13 protein-coding genes are annotated in these 15844 nt (G+C 64.1%); 8 read left to right on the top strand and 5 right to left on the bottom strand.

The window, feature by feature from the left end:
* Complete coding sequence (uriH, locus tag AC1DIP_RS18295) at window positions 1-1122, bottom strand: uridine-preferring nucleoside hydrolase UriH (RefSeq protein ID WP_476208390.1); 1122 nt, start codon at window positions 1120-1122, stop codon at window positions 1-3.
* A 269-nt stretch (window positions 1123-1391) separates the two neighbouring features.
* On the opposite strand from uriH, the gene AC1DIP_RS18290 reads away from it, so the two are divergent.
* The gene (locus AC1DIP_RS18290) at window positions 1392-2405 is read left to right on the top strand and encodes a LacI family DNA-binding transcriptional regulator (RefSeq protein ID WP_477734649.1); all 1014 of its coding nucleotides are present in this window, start codon (window positions 1392-1394) and stop codon (window positions 2403-2405) included.
* Here AC1DIP_RS18290 and AC1DIP_RS18285 read toward each other — a convergent pair.
* A complete protein-coding gene (locus tag AC1DIP_RS18285) occupies window positions 2362-3846 on the bottom strand; it encodes a M1 family metallopeptidase (protein ID WP_477734598.1) in 1485 nt (494 codons plus the stop codon). The two genes, AC1DIP_RS18290 and AC1DIP_RS18285, sit on opposite strands and share 44 nt — an antisense overlap.
* 324 nt (window positions 3847-4170) lie before the next feature.
* Here AC1DIP_RS18285 and AC1DIP_RS18280 point away from each other — a divergent pair, with 324 nt between their 5' ends.
* Both AC1DIP_RS18280 and AC1DIP_RS18275 read left to right on the top strand, forming a co-directional pair.
* The gene (locus AC1DIP_RS18280) at window positions 4171-5277 is read left to right on the top strand and encodes a GTP pyrophosphokinase (RefSeq protein ID WP_476208386.1); all 1107 of its coding nucleotides are present in this window, start codon (window positions 4171-4173) and stop codon (window positions 5275-5277) included.
* A 9-nt stretch (window positions 5278-5286) separates the two neighbouring features.
* Window positions 5287-6264, top strand: coding sequence for a hypothetical protein (locus tag AC1DIP_RS18275; RefSeq protein WP_477734597.1), 978 nt, complete (start codon window positions 5287-5289; stop codon window positions 6262-6264).
* A gap of 330 nt (window positions 6265-6594) precedes the next feature.
* Here the strand turns inward: AC1DIP_RS18275 and AC1DIP_RS18270 are convergent, their stop codons facing one another.
* On the bottom strand, window positions 6595-7212 hold the full coding sequence (locus AC1DIP_RS18270; RefSeq protein WP_476208382.1) for a carboxymuconolactone decarboxylase family protein: 618 nt from the start codon (window positions 7210-7212) through the stop codon (window positions 6595-6597).
* A complete protein-coding gene (locus AC1DIP_RS18265) occupies window positions 7205-8575 on the bottom strand; it encodes an MFS transporter (protein WP_476208381.1) in 1371 nt (456 codons plus the stop codon). The genes AC1DIP_RS18270 and AC1DIP_RS18265 overlap by 8 nt, the downstream gene beginning before the upstream one ends.
* A 254-nt stretch (window positions 8576-8829) precedes the next feature.
* Here AC1DIP_RS18265 and AC1DIP_RS18260 point away from each other — a divergent pair, with 254 nt between their 5' ends.
* From AC1DIP_RS18260 to AC1DIP_RS18240, 5 genes are all read left to right on the top strand, one after another.
* Window positions 8830-9741 (top strand): VOC family protein, encoded by a 912-nt coding sequence (locus AC1DIP_RS18260; RefSeq protein WP_476208379.1) that lies wholly within the window; start codon window positions 8830-8832, stop codon window positions 9739-9741.
* 3 nt (window positions 9742-9744) lie between these two features.
* On the top strand, window positions 9745-10683 hold the full coding sequence (locus AC1DIP_RS18255) for a fumarylacetoacetate hydrolase family protein (RefSeq protein WP_477734596.1): 939 nt from the start codon (window positions 9745-9747) through the stop codon (window positions 10681-10683).
* A 3-nt stretch (window positions 10684-10686) separates the two neighbouring features.
* Window positions 10687-12285: a bifunctional 3-(3-hydroxy-phenyl)propionate/3-hydroxycinnamic acid hydroxylase gene (locus AC1DIP_RS18250; protein ID WP_476208376.1), complete on the top strand. Its 1599-nt coding sequence runs from the start codon at window positions 10687-10689 to the stop codon at window positions 12283-12285.
* Between the two features lie 67 nt (window positions 12286-12352).
* A complete protein-coding gene (locus AC1DIP_RS18245; RefSeq protein ID WP_477734595.1) occupies window positions 12353-13144 on the top strand; it encodes an IclR family transcriptional regulator in 792 nt (263 codons plus the stop codon).
* Window positions 13145-13251: 107 nt separating this feature from the next.
* Window positions 13252-15261, top strand: coding sequence for an NAD(P)-binding domain-containing protein (locus tag AC1DIP_RS18240; protein ID WP_476208374.1), 2010 nt, complete (start codon window positions 13252-13254; stop codon window positions 15259-15261).
* 223 nt (window positions 15262-15484) lie between these two features.
* Here the strand turns inward: AC1DIP_RS18240 and AC1DIP_RS18235 are convergent.
* On the bottom strand, window positions 15485-15844 hold a 360-nt coding region (locus AC1DIP_RS18235), incomplete at its 5' end, for a transposase (protein WP_477734594.1).

Raw genomic sequence — 15844 nt, 5'->3', positions numbered from 1 at the left:
CTACTTGACGCCTCCGGCGGTGAGCCGGGCATCTTCGTTAAGTTCGACGTCGGACGCACCGGCGGCGGTGCGGTCTGCACCTTGGTGCCTGCCGGCGTCGTCCGCTGTGGCGTTGGCGCCGGGCTCGCCGATGCGGACCAGTGCGTCGGTGACCAAGTCCCAGAACCGTGCGTGGTCCAGGTCCACGGCCACGCTGGTGTGGCAGTCGGCGGGGGCGGGGGCGCGGAAATCGGCGACCGTCATGCCCAGGGTGAGGGTGCCCTGGAGTTCGATGTTGACCGGGACCTTGCGGGTGCTGACGATGCTGGGGTCGATGACGTACGCGACGGCGCAGGGATCGTGGACCGGCGGGTAGTCGAAGCCCTGGGCGTCCTTGTAGGTGTGGGCGAAGAAGTCCATCAGCTCGGTGACGAATTTCGCCGGGCCGGTGCCGATGGCGGCGATCTTCTCCACCACGTCCGGGGTGGCCAGCGCCTGGTGGGTGAGGTCCAGGCCCACCATCACCACGGGCCACTTTTCGTTGAAGACGATATGCGCGGCTTCGGGGTCGATGATGATGTTGAACTCGGCCACGGCGCTCCAGTTGCCCACGTGGTAGCCGCCGCCCATGAGGACCACTTCCTTGACGCGTTCCACGATGCGCGGTTCCTTGCGGGCAGCCAGGGCGATGTTGGTCAGGCCGGCGGTGGGGACCAGGGTGACGGTGCCGGGCTCGTGCGCCATGACGGTGTCGATGATGAGGTCGACGGCGTGGCGCGGGTCCAGCTCGATGGTGGACTCAGGGAGGGCGGGGCCGTCCATGCCGGACTCGCCGTGGATGTCCGGCGCGGTTTCGATGCTGCGGACCAGCGGGCGGGGGCAGCCGGCGGCGAAGGGGACGCCGGTGATGCCGGCGATGGTGCCGACGGCCAGGGCGTTGCGGGTGACTTTTTCGAGGGTCTGGTTGCCCACCACCGTGGTGACGGCCAGCAGTTCGATGTTGGGGTTGCCGTGTGCCAGCAGCAGGGCCACGGCGTCATCGTGGCCGGGGTCGCAGTCCAGGATGATCTTCCGGGGTTCTGTTGAACCCGTCCGGTGCTGGCTGGCTTGGGGATTTGGTTCCACGATGGTGCTCCACGTCATTGGGGCCTGCCTTGGGGGCAGGGGTCTTGAGTATTCCGCGAGTGATCATGGCAGGGTTTTGCGGTCTACGTCAAGCGCTTAACGTGCGGTGGGGCATTGTCGCACGTCAAACGCTTGATGCCATGTGGGACAAGGAACCCTGCCGACCTTGCCGTGGCGGCCTGCAGGGCTCGCAATCCGTGCGCGCCGGGGCCTACTACGATCAAAGTATGGATTCCGGGGAACAGGTACAGCAGCAACGGCCACGGCCGCGGCGGGTGACGGCGGCGATGGTCGCTGCGCGGGCCGGCGTTTCGGTGGCCACGGTGTCGCTGGTGGCCAACGGCAAGACAGCCGGCCGTGTGGCCGAGGACAACATTTCCCGGGTCCGGGAGGCCATTGCGGAGCTGGGATACGTGGTGGACGGGATCGGCAGTTCCCTGGCCAAGGGCGTCAGCTCGATTGTGATCCTGGTGGCGCCTGACATCTCCAACCCGTTCTTCGCCAAGGTGATTGCCGGGGTGCGGGAATCGCTGGGCCCGCAGTACCAGCTGCTGCTGTCCGTCACCGAAGCCGGCGAATTTCCCGAGGCCGACGACGTCCGGCGGCTGATGTCGCTCCGCCCGGCGGGGCTGCTGGTGGACGCACCCAACGCGGGGTTCCTCGAAGACCTCGCGTCGCCGTCGCCCCTTGTCCTGCTTGATGCGCCGGGACTCGAGTCCTACGCGCCCTCCGTGAACCTGGATGTGGCCAGCGGGGCACGCCAGCTGGCGGCGCACCTGGCCGACGCCGGGCACAGGGAAGCTGCCTACGTGGACAGCGTGACCGGCACCGAAACGTTCGCGGTCCGGCGCGCGGCGTTCCTGGAAGAGGCCGCCTCGCGCGGCATCACCGTCAGCCCGGAACGCATTATCAGCACCACCATCGACGTCGGTGCGGCCGCGGGCGCGTTCGCCGAGGCGTGGCCAGACTGGCAGCGCGCGGGGGTGACCGCCGTCGCCTGCGCCACCGACACCCACGCGTACGGCGTGCTGCAGGAAGCACGGGTGGCAGGGATCCGGATCCCGGAGGAGCTGGCCGTGGCCGGGTTCGACGACCTGCCCTACTCGGCCACCAGCAATCCGGGCCTCACCAGCGTGCACCTGCCCGCCACGGCCCTGGGCCAGAAAGCCGGGGAGCAGCTGCGCGGCCTCATGGAGGGGAAGTCGCTGGGGCACGTCGGCGTCACCCTGGAGACCTCGCTGGTGGTGCGCGGGTCCACTACGGCATCGCCGGCCGGTTCCCCTCCCGCAGCCAGTCATTGAAGAACGCGTCAAGCTCCATGCCGGATGCCGCCTCCATCACCTGTTCAAAGTCGTCCGTTGTTGCCGAGGAGTTGCTGTAGCGGTCCAGCCAATCCCTGGCTCCTGCAAAGAACGCCTTGTCCCCCACCTTGGTCCGCAGGGCATGGAGGGCGGCGGCACCCCGGTTGTAAACCTCCGCCGCAAAGAGGTTGTCCCGGCCGGGATCGGCAATGTTCAGCGCCCAAAGGTCCTTGCTGTCCAGTTCCGCCACGGTGTCCGCGAATTGCTGGGCCACGGTTGCCTGGCCCGTGTGCTCGGCCCACAGCCACTCAATGTAGGTTGCCCAGCCCTCGTTTAGCCAGATGTCCTTCCAATCTGCCGGGCTGACGTCGTTGCCGAACCACTGGTGTCCCAGTTCGTGGACGACGGTGGCCTCATCCGCAGCCCCTGAGTAGACCGGCCGGGTTTGGGTTTCCAGGGCGTAATCCACGGAATCATCGTCCACAACCGCGCCGAAAGCCTCGAAGGGGTACCGTCCGAACAGGCCGGACAGGAACGTGATCATCTGGGGCTGCTGTGCGAGGGCGGCGGTGGTTTTCTCCAGGTCGGCTCCGGCCACGCCGTCATCCACCGCATTGATGATCGGAAGGCCGTGGGGTCCTTTGGCGCAGGTGAGGGTGTAGTCACCGACGCTCGCCGTTGCAAGGTAGCTGGCCATTGGATCCGCCGCTTCCCAGGTCCATGTTGTCCAGCCGGCCTTGGTTTTGGGTTTGCCGTCGGGCAGGCCATTGGCCACCGCTGTTTTCCCTTCCGGGACCGTGATGTGGAAGGAGTAGGTGGCTTTGTCTTCCGGGTCATCATTTACGGGAAACCAGGTGGGCGCGCCATCGGGCTCGTTGACCACCATCGCCCCGTCAGCGGTGGTCACCCAGCCGTAGAGAGCCCCCGTGGTGTCTTCCGGACGCCCCGTGGCCCCGCCGTAGTCGACAGTGATGGTGGTTTTCTGGCCTGCCTTCAGTTTTGTCCGGAGGCCCACGGTGAGCTCCCAGGTGCGGTTGGCGTCATCCTGCTCCTGCGTCCAGCCGGAAGGGCCCGCGCCGTGGTTGAGGTCCTTGCCGTCCACCTCCACCGCCGTCACCGCCAGGCCGCGCAGGTCGAAGTTGAGGCTGTCCAGGTCCTGGGTGGCGCGGAGGGTAATGGTTGCCTCCCCTGCGAGCTTCCCGGCCAGTGCGGCCGTATCCGCCGGCGGAGTGTATTGCAGGGCCAGGTCATAGTGCAGGACGTCGTACCCGCCGTTGCCCGCGTAGGGAAAGTAGGGGTCGCCACTCCCCGCGGCACCGTGCCCATACCGGCCCGGGCTGTCCTGGGGTGCTGCCTGCGCCGCGTTGATCCCGGCCGCACCGGCCGCCATAAGTGCCACTGCTGCCGCGCCGATGCGGCGGGTCTTCGTTTGCTTGGTCATGGTTGCAGTCCTGGAAAGTGCGGGCGGCGGGGAGCCCTGCTCACCGCAACGACGCTCACGCCGCCGGAGGGGAATTCTTGTGTGCCTTCGCGGCGACCAGACCGATGCCGGCGGCTCATCGGCCGCTGCCCCCAGTTGGGAAGGAATCTAGGCCCGCCCGCGCGGCGGGTCAACACTTTGGCCTCCCCCCGCCCCCCCTTTCGTATCCCGGGTCCCACCCGGTCGGGAGGCCCGGCGGTAGGGGCATCGCGCGGGGCACCCCCGGGAGACCAGCCGGCTCCGCGCCGCCGTCGTTCTGTCATACCCCGGCCGTAAGCTGGGACGATGCCGAGTAACTGGGAAAGTCTGGACGCACCGCTGCGTGAGTCGGTGCAGCACAACGTGGAAATCTATGAGCGCGTCCGGCCTGCCCTGAAGCTGGTTACCCGTGATGTCCTGCTGGTTTTGCGGGACATGCTGAAGGACAGCGAGGTCACGCCGCTCTTCGTTACCGGCCGCACCAAGACCGTGGAATCCTTCAAGGAAAAGATCTCGCGCACCGAGGAGCCACTGGAGCCGGGTGGGCGGAGGCTCCTGAAGTTCCCGGACCCGTTCCGCACGCTCAATGACATGGTGGGCATCCGGGTGATCACCAAGCTGCCGGCGGAAAACGCCGCGGTGGCCAACATCATCAAGCGCCAGCGGCAGCTTTTCGACTGCCGCGGCGACCGGGAAAAGGACATTGGTTCCATTGAATCCGGCACCTACGGGTATTCCAGCCGGCACCTGATCCTGCGCACCATCCAGAATGAAGCCGTCAAGGAGTACCAGCAGGTCTTCAACCCGGACCTGCAGCCCAACGGCAGCTACTTTTTCGAGTGCCAGATCCGCACCATTTTCGCGCACGCGTGGAGCGAGATTGAGCACGATATCCGATTCAAGGCCGAGGACCCCCGCGCCTGGACGCCGCACTTCGACCGGCAGTTCACTGCCACCGCGGCCATGCTGGAAACCGTGGAAACGGCGTTCTCCGACCTTCACGAAAGCTACGAGGAAGTCCGCGGCTACTGGGACATGGACGGCGAGGGCGCGGCCCCGCTGACGCCCAACCGCATCCGGGACGTCTGGCGGACCCTGCTCCCGCACGTGGACCGCAAGGTGGACGACGACTGGGGCTGGGCGGCCGAGCTCCTCGCAGCGCACGGGCTCAACCAGACCATGCAGCTGGCCGGACTGCTCAGCGCCAACCAGATCACGGAGGTCCGCAAGGCCCTGGACCACCGCTACTCCCCCGGCCCGGACCGGCTCCTGGATGACCTTCTCCTGTGGCAGTACGGCACCAAGCACATCGACCTCACTGCAGAAGATCCCGACGCCGTCCCGCACCCGCGGCGCGACAGCCTCCTGCGGCGGTTGCGACAGATTGAGCGGTACAGGATGACGAAGAAGTAGGGGCGGTTGGTGGAACCCGTGCGGCTGGTCCTGTCCGGCTTCGGTGCCGTGGGCCGCTCTTTTGCCGATGTTGTCCTGGAGCAGGGTTCCGTGTTGCAGATTGCTGCCGTCCGGGGTAATGGGACGGAAGTCTTCCTCACGCCCGGTTCGCCGGTTCCGGATCGCTCCTCTTGGGGGCCGATTCGGTCCATCGAAGAGACACTGGCCCGGGCCGGCTCCTCCGTCCTGGTTCAGGCCCTGCCATCCTCGCCTTCGGCTCACGCACATGTACTGCAGGAGGCGCTTGCCGCCCTGAGGGGTGGAGTCGATGTGGTGACAGCAACCAAAAGCCACATTCTCAGCCACTGGCGGGACCTTGAACGTGCGGCCGAGGAAGGTGGGAGCCGGATCCGCATTTCCGGGGCCACGGGCGCGGCGCTTCCCACGGCGGACATGGCCCGCGTTGCGCTGCGGGGCATGGGCTGCAGCGCCGTCCGGGCCTGCCCCAACGGCACCTCCACGTTCATCCTCGATGAGCTGTCCCGCGATGCCGGGCTGGAGTCCGCGGTCCGGGAGGCGCAGCGCCGCGGCATCGCGGAGGCAGACCCGTCCGCGGACCTGTCCGGGAAGGATGCGGCCACGAAGGTGCGGCTTATCGCCGGGCTTCTCTGGAACTGGGACGTTTCCCGCATTGCGGTGGAGACGGAACCAATTGACTCCTCCACGTCTGCCAGAGCGCTGGAGGCCTCCCGGCAAGGCCTGCGTTTGCGCGCTGTGGCGTCGGCCTCCCTGGAGCGACCCATGGTGGTCACGGTTCGTTTGGAAGCCGTGCCCCCAGGAGACCCGCTTTTCGCTATCGCTGGGCCGGAGAAGGCCATGGTTTTCAGGTGCCCGGACGCCGGGGACGTCACCGTGCAAGGCGGCCGCTCCAGCCCCAAGGGGGCGGCGCTGGCGATGCTGAAGGACGTACTTAACTTGGTCGGACTAAATAACTCGGGTTTTCACTAACGACAGAGCCAGCAACGACCTGTGTCGGTGATGCCTTCGATTGTGCTTCAAACCGAAGCTTCTTCTCATATATGGAAAACATTGTCAGGAGCGGCACTGCCGGGTGCGCAAACAAGACTGCAGGAGGGGCCGCAACCCGACACGGCCGGTTGTCGCAATACCTAGCCTTTGCGTCGTTGAAACAGATGCTGAGCGTTCGTTTGCGCAGCCAGACGATGAATGAGTGTCAGAGTTCTCTTCCTTGCCGATACTGCGCCATCATCCAGCCCAGCAGACGGACGGCCTGGAACGAGAGGTGCCCCAGGCCGCCCGACTCCACTTCGGCGAAGCTCAATCGGCGGCGACGGGTGCCGCCTTGGTCGCACGACTTGCCTTTGTTCCGTCAGAGTCAACTCTGAACACCCGAAGCTGCAAGGCCAAGGTTGAGTAGTAGCCCACCAAGGTCAACAGCTCAAAGACCGTGCGCTGACCGAGCAGTTCCTCTGCCGCATACCAGGCGCAATCATTAAGGTCTCCGTCGAGCAGGGCCAGGACTGTCCGGCCGACCAGTGATTCGACGCCGTCGAAGGGCGTTATATCTTCCCGCCGGATAGCGTCCAGCTCATCCTGGCTGAATCCGAGAGCCCGCGCTATCGCCTCGTGCGACTCACGTTCGAAGGTGGAACGTTGACGGGCGGCGACAGTGAGGATGGCGAGCTCGCGCGCCCGGTCGGGCAGTCCGGTTTCGTAGCGCAGCGCGGCGCCAAGCGCTTGAAGTGCCATCCCGACCGACGGTGACAACAGAAAGTCACCGAACGGCCCATTGAGGCGACCCTGCTCATCCGTCAGGGCGAAATGCTGCGGGCCTTGGGCCCGGGTGCCCTGCGTGATGGCTTCGTACAGCTTCTTCTGGTCCGGCTCCATCTGATCCGGCCGCAGGCTATCCGTGCGTCGCAGCATCTTAGGCATTGACTCCGTGGATGGGGCTTTCCACCCGGTCCTCCGTTTCTGCACCCAGGTTCACGCCTGTACGGTCGCGGACCAGGAGGGTGGCGATGATGGACACCACGACCATCAGTTCCAGGTAAACCGTCACGGCGCCGGTGGACCCCGTGGCTTGCACCAGTGCCTGGGCGATGGTGGGAGCGAACGCGCCGCCAACGATGGCCCCCAATGCGTAGGCGATGGAAACACCGGAAAAGCGCACCGTCGCGGGGAAGATTTCGGTGTAGTGCGCTGACAACGGGCCGATGACCAGGCCCAGGCCAACAGTCACCAAGGTCAGTCCGGCGAAAAGCCCTACGGTGGACGCGGTGTTCACCAGCGGGAAAAGGAAAAGCAGCGCTGCGGCGAGCAGGAGCCATCCGAGGAGCATCGTCTTACGGCGTCCGAGCTTGTCGGAGAGCCCTCCGCCAATGAGGGTGAAAATCAGCCAGGAAACGGCGGACGCCGTCACCACCCAGAGGACCTCCCCCGGGTTCAAACCAACAGGGCCCGCAGGATCGGTGGCATACCGCTGGATGTAGCCGCCGGTAGTCATGTAGCCAGCAGCCTGGCTTGCGGAAGGAATCAAGGCTGCCAGCAGGACCAGGCGCCAGTGCTTCCTGAAGAGCTCGACAATCGGCGCACGAGCCTCCTTCTTGCGTTCGGCCAGTTCGCTGAACACCGGGCTCTCGTCCACCCGACGTCGAATGTAGTAACCGATAACGATCAGCGCCACGGAAAGGATGAACGGTACGCGCCAACCCCACTCCAGGAAAGCCTCACCGGGCGCGATCAGGGTCATCGTGGCCAGCATGCCGGACGCCAGCAGCAGCCCAAGGGGGGTTCCGATCTGCGGTGATGCGCCGAAGATTCCACGCCGGTTCGTTGGGGCATGCTCGACGGCCAGGAGTGCGGCGCCTCCCCACTCGCCTCCCGCCGAAATGCCCTGCAGAATCCTCAGCAGGACCAGCAATATTGGAGCCGTCAACCCGATGGAATCGAAGGTGGGCAACAAGCCGATCAGTGCGGTCGAAGCACCCATCAGGACCAGGGTGGCCATCAAGACGACACGGCGACCGTAGCGGTCACCGAAGTGCCCGGCCAGGAAGGCACCGAGCGGCCGGAACAGGAAGCTGATGCCAACCGTCAGGAATGCCAGAAGCGGTGCCGCGGCCGCTCCCGCAGGTTCGAAGTAGACCTTCGTGAAGATCAGGCCCGCGGCGGTGGCGTAAAGGAAGAAGTCGTACCACTCGATCGTGGTACCGGCAACGGTTGCAAAGACCACGCGTCGGCGATCCCGGGAGCTGCTGCCCAGCTCCGGGCTCCGCGTAGACGTCCGTTCTGTCATGTCATGTCCTTTCCCAAGTCACACCTTTGTAGAGGGGAAATTATAAAGTTTCGCACAGCAGAACACGTTCTGCTTGATGGATTACCACACGCTACTTGAGTGTGAGTTGCCGCACAAGCCCCAAATATTCCAAACTCACCGGGGTTGTCTTCGTCAACCAACAACTGCTAGCGTCCTCACAAGATCTGCATAACAGAACATGTTCTACTGAACGGAACACCAATCAAGTGATTCATCCAGAGATGGGGTACCTAATGTCTTGGGGCGCAATTTCCGAAATGGGGCCGGTATCGATCCGGACCTCCAACCTTGAACAGTCCGTCTTCGACGCCACCCAGATCCTTGGCCTGCGCGAGACCAAGCAAACCGACGGCGTCTCCTACCTGGCTGCCGCCGATGTGCACCACGAGCTGACGTACGTCGAGTCCGACGTCGACGGCCTGGAAGCCTTGGGACTCATCGCCGCTAACGGCGATGCGCTCAGGGATGTACGACGGCGGATCGAGGACGAAGGTTTTCTGGTCGTCTCAGAGAAGCCCACCGGAGAGGGCGTAGAGGACGGCTTCACGTTCATCGGTCCGGAGGGCTTTGCCTTCGAAATTTCCCTGGGCCTGCAAAAGGCCGGCATCGCGTCCAAGGGTTTCGGCCCGAACCGGTACGGCCACTTCAACTTCCATCCGCAGGATCACTACGGAATGGTGCAATTCCTGACCAAGGTCCTCGATTTCCGGATTTCCGATGTGATCGGCACCGGAGGTTCGAGGGGCTACTTCCTGCGCTGCAACACCGAACACCACGGCATCGCCGTCCTGCAAGGGCGGGGCACGTTCCACCACCACGCCTGGGAGGTTCAAGGCGTCAGCGACCTCACCAAAGCCGGAGATCGTCTCCACGCCTTGGGACGGGAGCTGCTTTGGGGTCCGGTCCGGCACGGTGCGGGCAACAACATTGCCTGCTACTACAAGGAACACTCGGGAAACGTGGTGGAGCTGTACACCGACATCGAACAAATTTATGACGACAACCGCGAACCAGTGGTGTGGGAAGACGGCGAAGTGTGGTGGAACCAGTGGAACGACTACCTCCCGGAAGGATTCCGCGCCTTGGGGCTGGCCCCAACCCCTTCCAAGTACCGCCAAAACACCCAGCTGGTGGGAGGACGCTAAGCCATGAAGTTCGTTCGATTCAGCAGTGAAGGCGCACTGCCCCGAATTGGCGTCGTCGTGGACGATTCATATCGGGTCATCGAGGGCCACCATGACCTGCTCGACTTGATCCGACAGGGTGAAGAAGCCCTGCGGAAGGCCGGCGAACAAGCAATCCTGGCAGGCGCCGTCGTCGATCCTTCAACGGTCAGCAACCTCTCCCCGATTGCCACTCCGCCCACCTTCCGCGACTTCTATGCCTTCGAACAGCACGTCAAGGCCGGCCGGGAGTCGCGTGGCCTGGAGATGAACCCACTCTGGTACAAAATCCCGGTCTTCTACTTCTCCAACCCCTACAACTTCAGGGGCGAAGGCGAAATCCCCATGACCCCGGGATCCGAACGCTTCGACTTCGAGGTCGAGGTCGCCGCAGTTGTCGGCAAAGCCGGGCAGGACCTCACGGCCGAGGAAGGCGAAGCCGCCATCATTGGTTACAGCATCCTCTGCGACTGGAGCGGCCGCGACGTCCAGCACGAGGAAATGCTCCTTTCGATGGGGCCCGTGAAAGGCAAGGACACAGCCACGTCGCTCGGCCCCTGGCTGGTCACCAAGGACGAGCTGGAGCCGCACCGGACTGCAACGGGTTTTGACCGGGCCATGTCCCTCACAGTCAATGGCGTCGAATATTCCCGGGCCAACTGGGCTGACGTCCACTACTCGTTCGGCGAGATGGTTTCCTACGCGAGCCGCGGCACCGAGGTTCGCCCCGGTGACGTCTTCGGCTCAGGCACCTGCGGCACGCGCTGCATCCTTGAACTGAGCCGCACGCACGGCGAGGGTGAATTTCCGTGGCTGGAGGCCGGTGACGAGGTGCTCATCGAAATCGAGGGCCTTGGTACCCAGCGCACTACGATCGCCAAGACTCCGGAGCCGGCGTCGTTCCGCCGTCAGGGAGTGGAGTAGGAGATGGAAGCAGACACGAACTATGACGTCGCGATCGTAGGCTATGGCCCTGTAGGCCAGACCCTGGCAACGCTGCTGGGACGGCAGGGGTGGTCGGTCCTGGTTCTGGACAAGCAAGCCGGCCTGTACCCTCTGCCGCGGGCGTGCCACCTGGACCACGAGGCCATGCGGATCCTGCAGGCGATGGGCATCTCAGAGAAGATCAACGCAGCGATCGTTCCTGCCCGCGAGTACCTGCTCCTCCGCGCCGACCTGAGTGTCCTGTCCAACCTGCCACGTGGCTGGGAAACTCCAAGCGGCTGGGAATCCTCCTACCACTTCTATCAGCCGGACATCGAGGACATCTTCGACGCGACGGCCAAGTCGACCCCGGGCGTCACAGTGCGCCAGTCGACTAACGTGCAGACAGTATCCGATCTCGGAGACCGCGTTGCGTTGACGGTCGACGGCGGCGCGGAACCTATCTTTGCCCGTTTCGTTGTGGGGGCGGACGGCGCCAACAGCCTTGTCCGGGAGCAGGCGACGATCGCGAGGGACGACTTTGGGTTCGAAGCGACGTGGGTGGTTATCGACGTGGAAATGAAGGAGGGGGCCACGGCCCCTGATGTTCCAGATACCGGCCAGGTCCTCGATCCCGCGCAGCCTTCGCACATGGCCTGGTTGGGGGGTGACCATTACCGCTGGGAGTTCATGATCGTCGATGGAGCCGATCCTGTGGAAGCGGCAAAGCCGGAAAACGTCTGGCCCAAGCTTCGTCGATGGATTAAGGAGGACACAGCAACCCTTCTACGGTCCACCACTTATACGTTCCATTCCCTGGTGGCCTCCACCTTCAACCAGGGCCGCATCTTGTTGGCAGGAGATGCAGCGCACCTGATGCCGCCTTTCATGGGCCAAGGGATGATCAGCGGAATGCGGGATGCAATGACGCTGTCGTGGATGCTCAACAAGGTGCTTAACGGCACCGCTCCGGTCGATTTCATGGACGCCTACACCGATAGCCGCCGGCCGCACGTCACGGAGTACATCGCCGAATCGGTCCGTGTGGGCCAGATGGTCTGCGAGACGGATCCCGCCAAAGCAGCGGAACGGGACCGCAAGCTGGAAGCCCAAACGGAAGCCAACCCGCCGTTCCAGCCGCAGCTGGGAGCCGGGTTCGTGGACGGCGCCTTGGGTGGCCGGCTGGCCGTTCAGCCGCGCATTGCCTGTCACAAAGGCGCCCTTTTGGACAATGTCCTCGGCTCCTCGTTGACGCTGCTGACGGCCCACCCGGACGTGCTGGATGGCTTGTCCGGATCCGCGAAGCGTCATCTGGAATTGCTGGACGTCTCAGTAGCCACCATCAGCGCGCATTCTACTGAAGCCTCCCCCGGGGCCGGCAGCCTTGTGGAACAAGGGAGCCGCTTCACTGACTGGCTGGGTGCCGCTGACGCCGATTGGGTGGTGGTCAGGCCGGACGCGTACGTGTTCGACGCCGGAAAGGGCACCGGGGCTTTGGAGGAATCCATCGACAAACTTCTGGCTTACGTCACCCGGCGTTCGCCCCTGTTGGGCGGAAATGAAGAGTCCGGCGAGCTTGTGGGAGGCACTGTTCATGCGTAATGCCAGCGGGGTCCGCGGTCTGTCTATGCTGGCTACAGACGACCCACACACGAAGAGGCTAAGTCCCATGAACGTCACCCTCCCCGAGGAGTCCTCCACCGATCCGGCATACCGGTATCCGATCGAGTCGGTCGAGAATGCCGCCCGCACCCTCCTCATGCTGCGTTCGAAGTCCAGCATCCGCATCGTCGACGTCGCTGAGGAACTTGGTGCGGCTCGGTCGACGGCGCACCGGATGGTCTCCACGCTGGCCCAGGCCGGATTGCTGGAACGCCACCCGACGGACAAGTCCTTCGTCGCGGGTCCGGCATTGATGCAACTGGCGCAAGCGCTGACAAACAAGGGCGACATCCGGACCGAGATCGAGCCGACCCTCGCCTGGCTGGCCAGACAGACCGGGGAGACTGCCCACTATCTGATACTCAAGGAAGACCAGGCGTTGTTCCTTGCGTGCGTGGAAAGCCCGCACATTATCCGCGCCGTCTCCAGGGTGGGACATCGCCTTCCGGCCCATATAACTTCGGCTGGAAAGTGCCTTCTGGCAAACCTTCCCCCGGAAGAAGTGGATCGCCTGTTTTCCGGGGAACGGAGCTGGACCACCGGAACCGACCTGGCGATCCACGACCGCGATCACTTGCTTGCCGAACTCGCCCAAATCTCCAACCGCGGTTGGGCCCTGAACAATGAAGAAAGCGAACCGGGCGTCATTGGTGTCAGTGCCGTGGTCCGCGACGACCAAGGGGATGTCCTCGGCGCGGTGACGGTCTCGGGGCCGGCGGAGCGTATGCGGCCCCGCATCACAGAAATCGTTGCAGCAGTCCGCACTGCCACGGACGATTTCCGACTTCACAGGGGCTGACAGGACCCACTTCAGCTCGCGAGTAACCGCGCGGACACCGCGCTAATTCCTGACCAAGACAACGTCGTCACATAAACCGCGCCATAAAGGCGCGCAGGAGGAAACTCATGAATGCCTTGATCACGCCGGCAGCCACCACCGAACGGACCTCGCCCGTCCATAGCGGGGACCTTTACGGCCGGGACGAATACGCACAGGTTACGGAGACCGACCAGGAGCTGTGGGCCTACGTTAAAGGTGCTGAGCTGCCCGTCCTCATGGCCGCGCTTGCCGCAGCACTGAAGGACATGTCACTGCTGGAGCCGGATCTCTCCCCACCTTTGCCGCCCATGGGTGCCACTACACAGCCCTACGGCGGCCTGGACGAGGACCAGATCGCCCGTGGCCGGGACATCGCCTTCGAAGGGCTGCGGCGCCTGCGCGATAACAAAGTTCGGACAGTGGGTGAACTTACCGCGGCTCAGGCGGACCACATCCTGGACTGGTTTACCGGCGGGCGCACCAGCTCTGATCCGAATTGGGCTGGAGAGATGCAGCATGAATTGCTCATTAGCCCCCAGCGGAACGGCTCGCCCAACTGGTCCTTTGACGAGCTTTCCCAGGGACGAACCTTCGAAACACTGATTGTGGGCGCCGGCGTTTCCGGCATCGCTGCAGCGTACAGACTCAAGGAAGCTGGACTCCCCTACACCTGGATTGAATCCTCCCACCGGATGGGAGGAACGTGGTGGAAGAACCACTACCCTGGCGTCCGCCTGGACACCCCGACCTACGGGTACAGCTTTTCCTTCGCCCAGCGCGATGACTGGCCACACCAGTTCGCCAAGGGCGAGGAAGTCCTTGAATACCTGGAAACAGTGGTGGCCCGCGCAGAGCTTGCCGACGAACTCGAACTCCATACGTGGCTGGAGAAAGCCGAGTTCGATGAGGGAACCAGGACCTGGAAAGCCACCACCGGATCCGCGGACGGAACCCGGCAGACCCGCCGGTTCAACGCCATTATCACCTGCGTAGGCCAGCTCGATCATCCCCACATTCCAACTTGGCCCGGGCAGGAGGAATTCACCGGGGCGCAGATGCACTCGCAGGAGTGGGACCACTCCGTGGACCTGCGCGGCAAGAAGGTGGCCGTGATCGGTACCGGTGCCAGCGCCTACCAAATTATCCCGGCAATTGTCGATCAGGTTCAGAGCCTTCACGTCTTCCAGCGCAGCGCGCCATGGATGCTGCCCGCCGAGAGCTATCACGAGCCGATGTCAGGGACCGCTCATTGGTTGCATTCAAAGGTTCCCCATTACGGCAAGTGGTTCCGCCTCTGGGTCACGGCGCTTGGCGTCGAAGGTCGCATCAACGTCGCCACGGTCCAGGAGGGATGGGACAAAGCCCCGTTGAGTGTCAGCCCCAGGAACGAGGACTTCCGCCAAGAGGTCATCCGACGCATGGAGCTCCAGTACGAAGGCCGTCCGGACTTGCTCGAAAAAGCAATCCCCAACTACCCGCCGTCGGCCAAGCGCCTGCTGCGCGACAACGGCGTCTGGGCTGCGGCGCTCATGGCCCCCGCCACCACGGTGGTGTCATCAGGTTTGGAATCGTTCGCCCCCACCGGGCTGGTTACCGGCGCCGGAGAACACATCGATGTGGACGTGGTGATCTACGCGACCGGGTTCCGTCCCTCCGACTACCTTGACCCCATCGAGATCGTTGGGCGTGGCGGCCTGGAAATCCACGACTACTGGCAGGGAGATGCTAAGGGGTTCGCCGGAATTACTGTGCCCAATTTTCCGAACCTGTTCATGATGCTGGGACCCAACACCACCGGCGTGGCCGCGGGGGGTCTGCACATCATGATGGAGCGCGCCGCCGAGTATGCGGTTGAGGCGATCCACCAGCTCCTCCTGCGGGACAAGGCTGCGCTCGACCTGAAGCAGGAAGCACTCGACCGTCATATCGAGTGGGTGGACGCCGAGAACCGCCGCATGACGTGGGGCCAGCCCTACGTCACCAACTGGTACAAGAACCGTTTCAACAGGGTCTCCCAGGTGTGGCCTTTCAAGACCACCGAATACTGGCGGATCACCGAGAAGGTTGAGGCGGACGACTACGAGTTCCTTCCGTAAGGCCGGGAAGGTGTTGGGCAGGGAGGGAACCCCTAGGAGACTGCTGAACTAAGTGCTTTGTAGGGCTGGTCCGTGGCGTTCGCTGTCGGGCCAGCCCTTCCTTTTGTGGGTTGGGGTTTCTGGGGTTGAAGTATTTTGGGTGGTTCCGGGCTTTTGGTGCCTGTGGCCGGGTAGTGGGTGTTGTTTTGGCTGGCTGTGAGAGGCCTGGTCCTGGTTTCCGGGTTCAAGCGATGGCCCAGGATCCCTGTTCCGCGGTGAGTCCGAGCTTCAGGAGGCGGCGGAGGTTCAGTCCCGCGATCCGTAGCTGGAGCCAGGCGTTGTTCCGGTTGATGCCGCGATGGGGAACGCGTCGGTTGCCGCGGGTGAGCCATGCGATGGACCGCTCGACCATGGGCCGGTGGGTGCGGTAGTCGTCCTGGAAGGCCGGGTTCTTGGCGCGTTGGCGGTGTTGCCGTTGCAGCGCGTCATGTTCGTGGAGAACGATTTTGCGTCCTCGCGGTGAGGYGGTGCATCGGTGCCGGAGGGGGCAGCCTGTGCAGGCGGCGCCGAACGTGACCCGTCGTTTGGTGGTGATGTTGCGGGT

This window comes from Pseudarthrobacter sp. 05T312, assembly GCF_056396685.1.
This window is presented reverse-complemented; position numbering and strand designations above follow the sequence as displayed.

What these genes read in the sequence shown, in the direction of transcription:
- AC1DIP_RS18255 (WP_477734596.1), top strand. Translation starts at nt 9,745, where the DNA reads ATGAAGTTCGTTCGATTCAGCAGTGAAGGCGCACTGCCCCGAATTGGC.
- AC1DIP_RS18285 (WP_477734598.1), bottom strand. Translation starts at nt 3,846, where the DNA reads ATGACCAAGCAAACGAAGACCCGCCGCATCGGCGCGGCAGCAGTGGCA.
- AC1DIP_RS18250 (WP_476208376.1), top strand. Translation starts at nt 10,687, where the DNA reads ATGGAAGCAGACACGAACTATGACGTCGCGATCGTAGGCTATGGCCCT.
- AC1DIP_RS18270 (WP_476208382.1), bottom strand. Translation starts at nt 7,212, where the DNA reads ATGCCTAAGATGCTGCGACGCACGGATAGCCTGCGGCCGGATCAGATG.
- AC1DIP_RS18290 (WP_477734649.1), top strand. Translation starts at nt 1,392, where the DNA reads ATGGTCGCTGCGCGGGCCGGCGTTTCGGTGGCCACGGTGTCGCTGGTG.
- AC1DIP_RS18260 (WP_476208379.1), top strand. Translation starts at nt 8,830, where the DNA reads ATGTCTTGGGGCGCAATTTCCGAAATGGGGCCGGTATCGATCCGGACC.
- AC1DIP_RS18265 (WP_476208381.1), bottom strand. Translation starts at nt 8,575, where the DNA reads ATGACAGAACGGACGTCTACGCGGAGCCCGGAGCTGGGCAGCAGCTCC.
- AC1DIP_RS18280 (WP_476208386.1), top strand. Translation starts at nt 4,171, where the DNA reads ATGCCGAGTAACTGGGAAAGTCTGGACGCACCGCTGCGTGAGTCGGTG.
- AC1DIP_RS18245 (WP_477734595.1), top strand. Translation starts at nt 12,353, where the DNA reads ATGAACGTCACCCTCCCCGAGGAGTCCTCCACCGATCCGGCATACCGG.
- uriH (WP_476208390.1), bottom strand. Translation starts at nt 1,122, where the DNA reads ATGACGTGGAGCACCATCGTGGAACCAAATCCCCAAGCCAGCCAGCAC.
- AC1DIP_RS18240 (WP_476208374.1), top strand. Translation starts at nt 13,252, where the DNA reads ATGAATGCCTTGATCACGCCGGCAGCCACCACCGAACGGACCTCGCCC.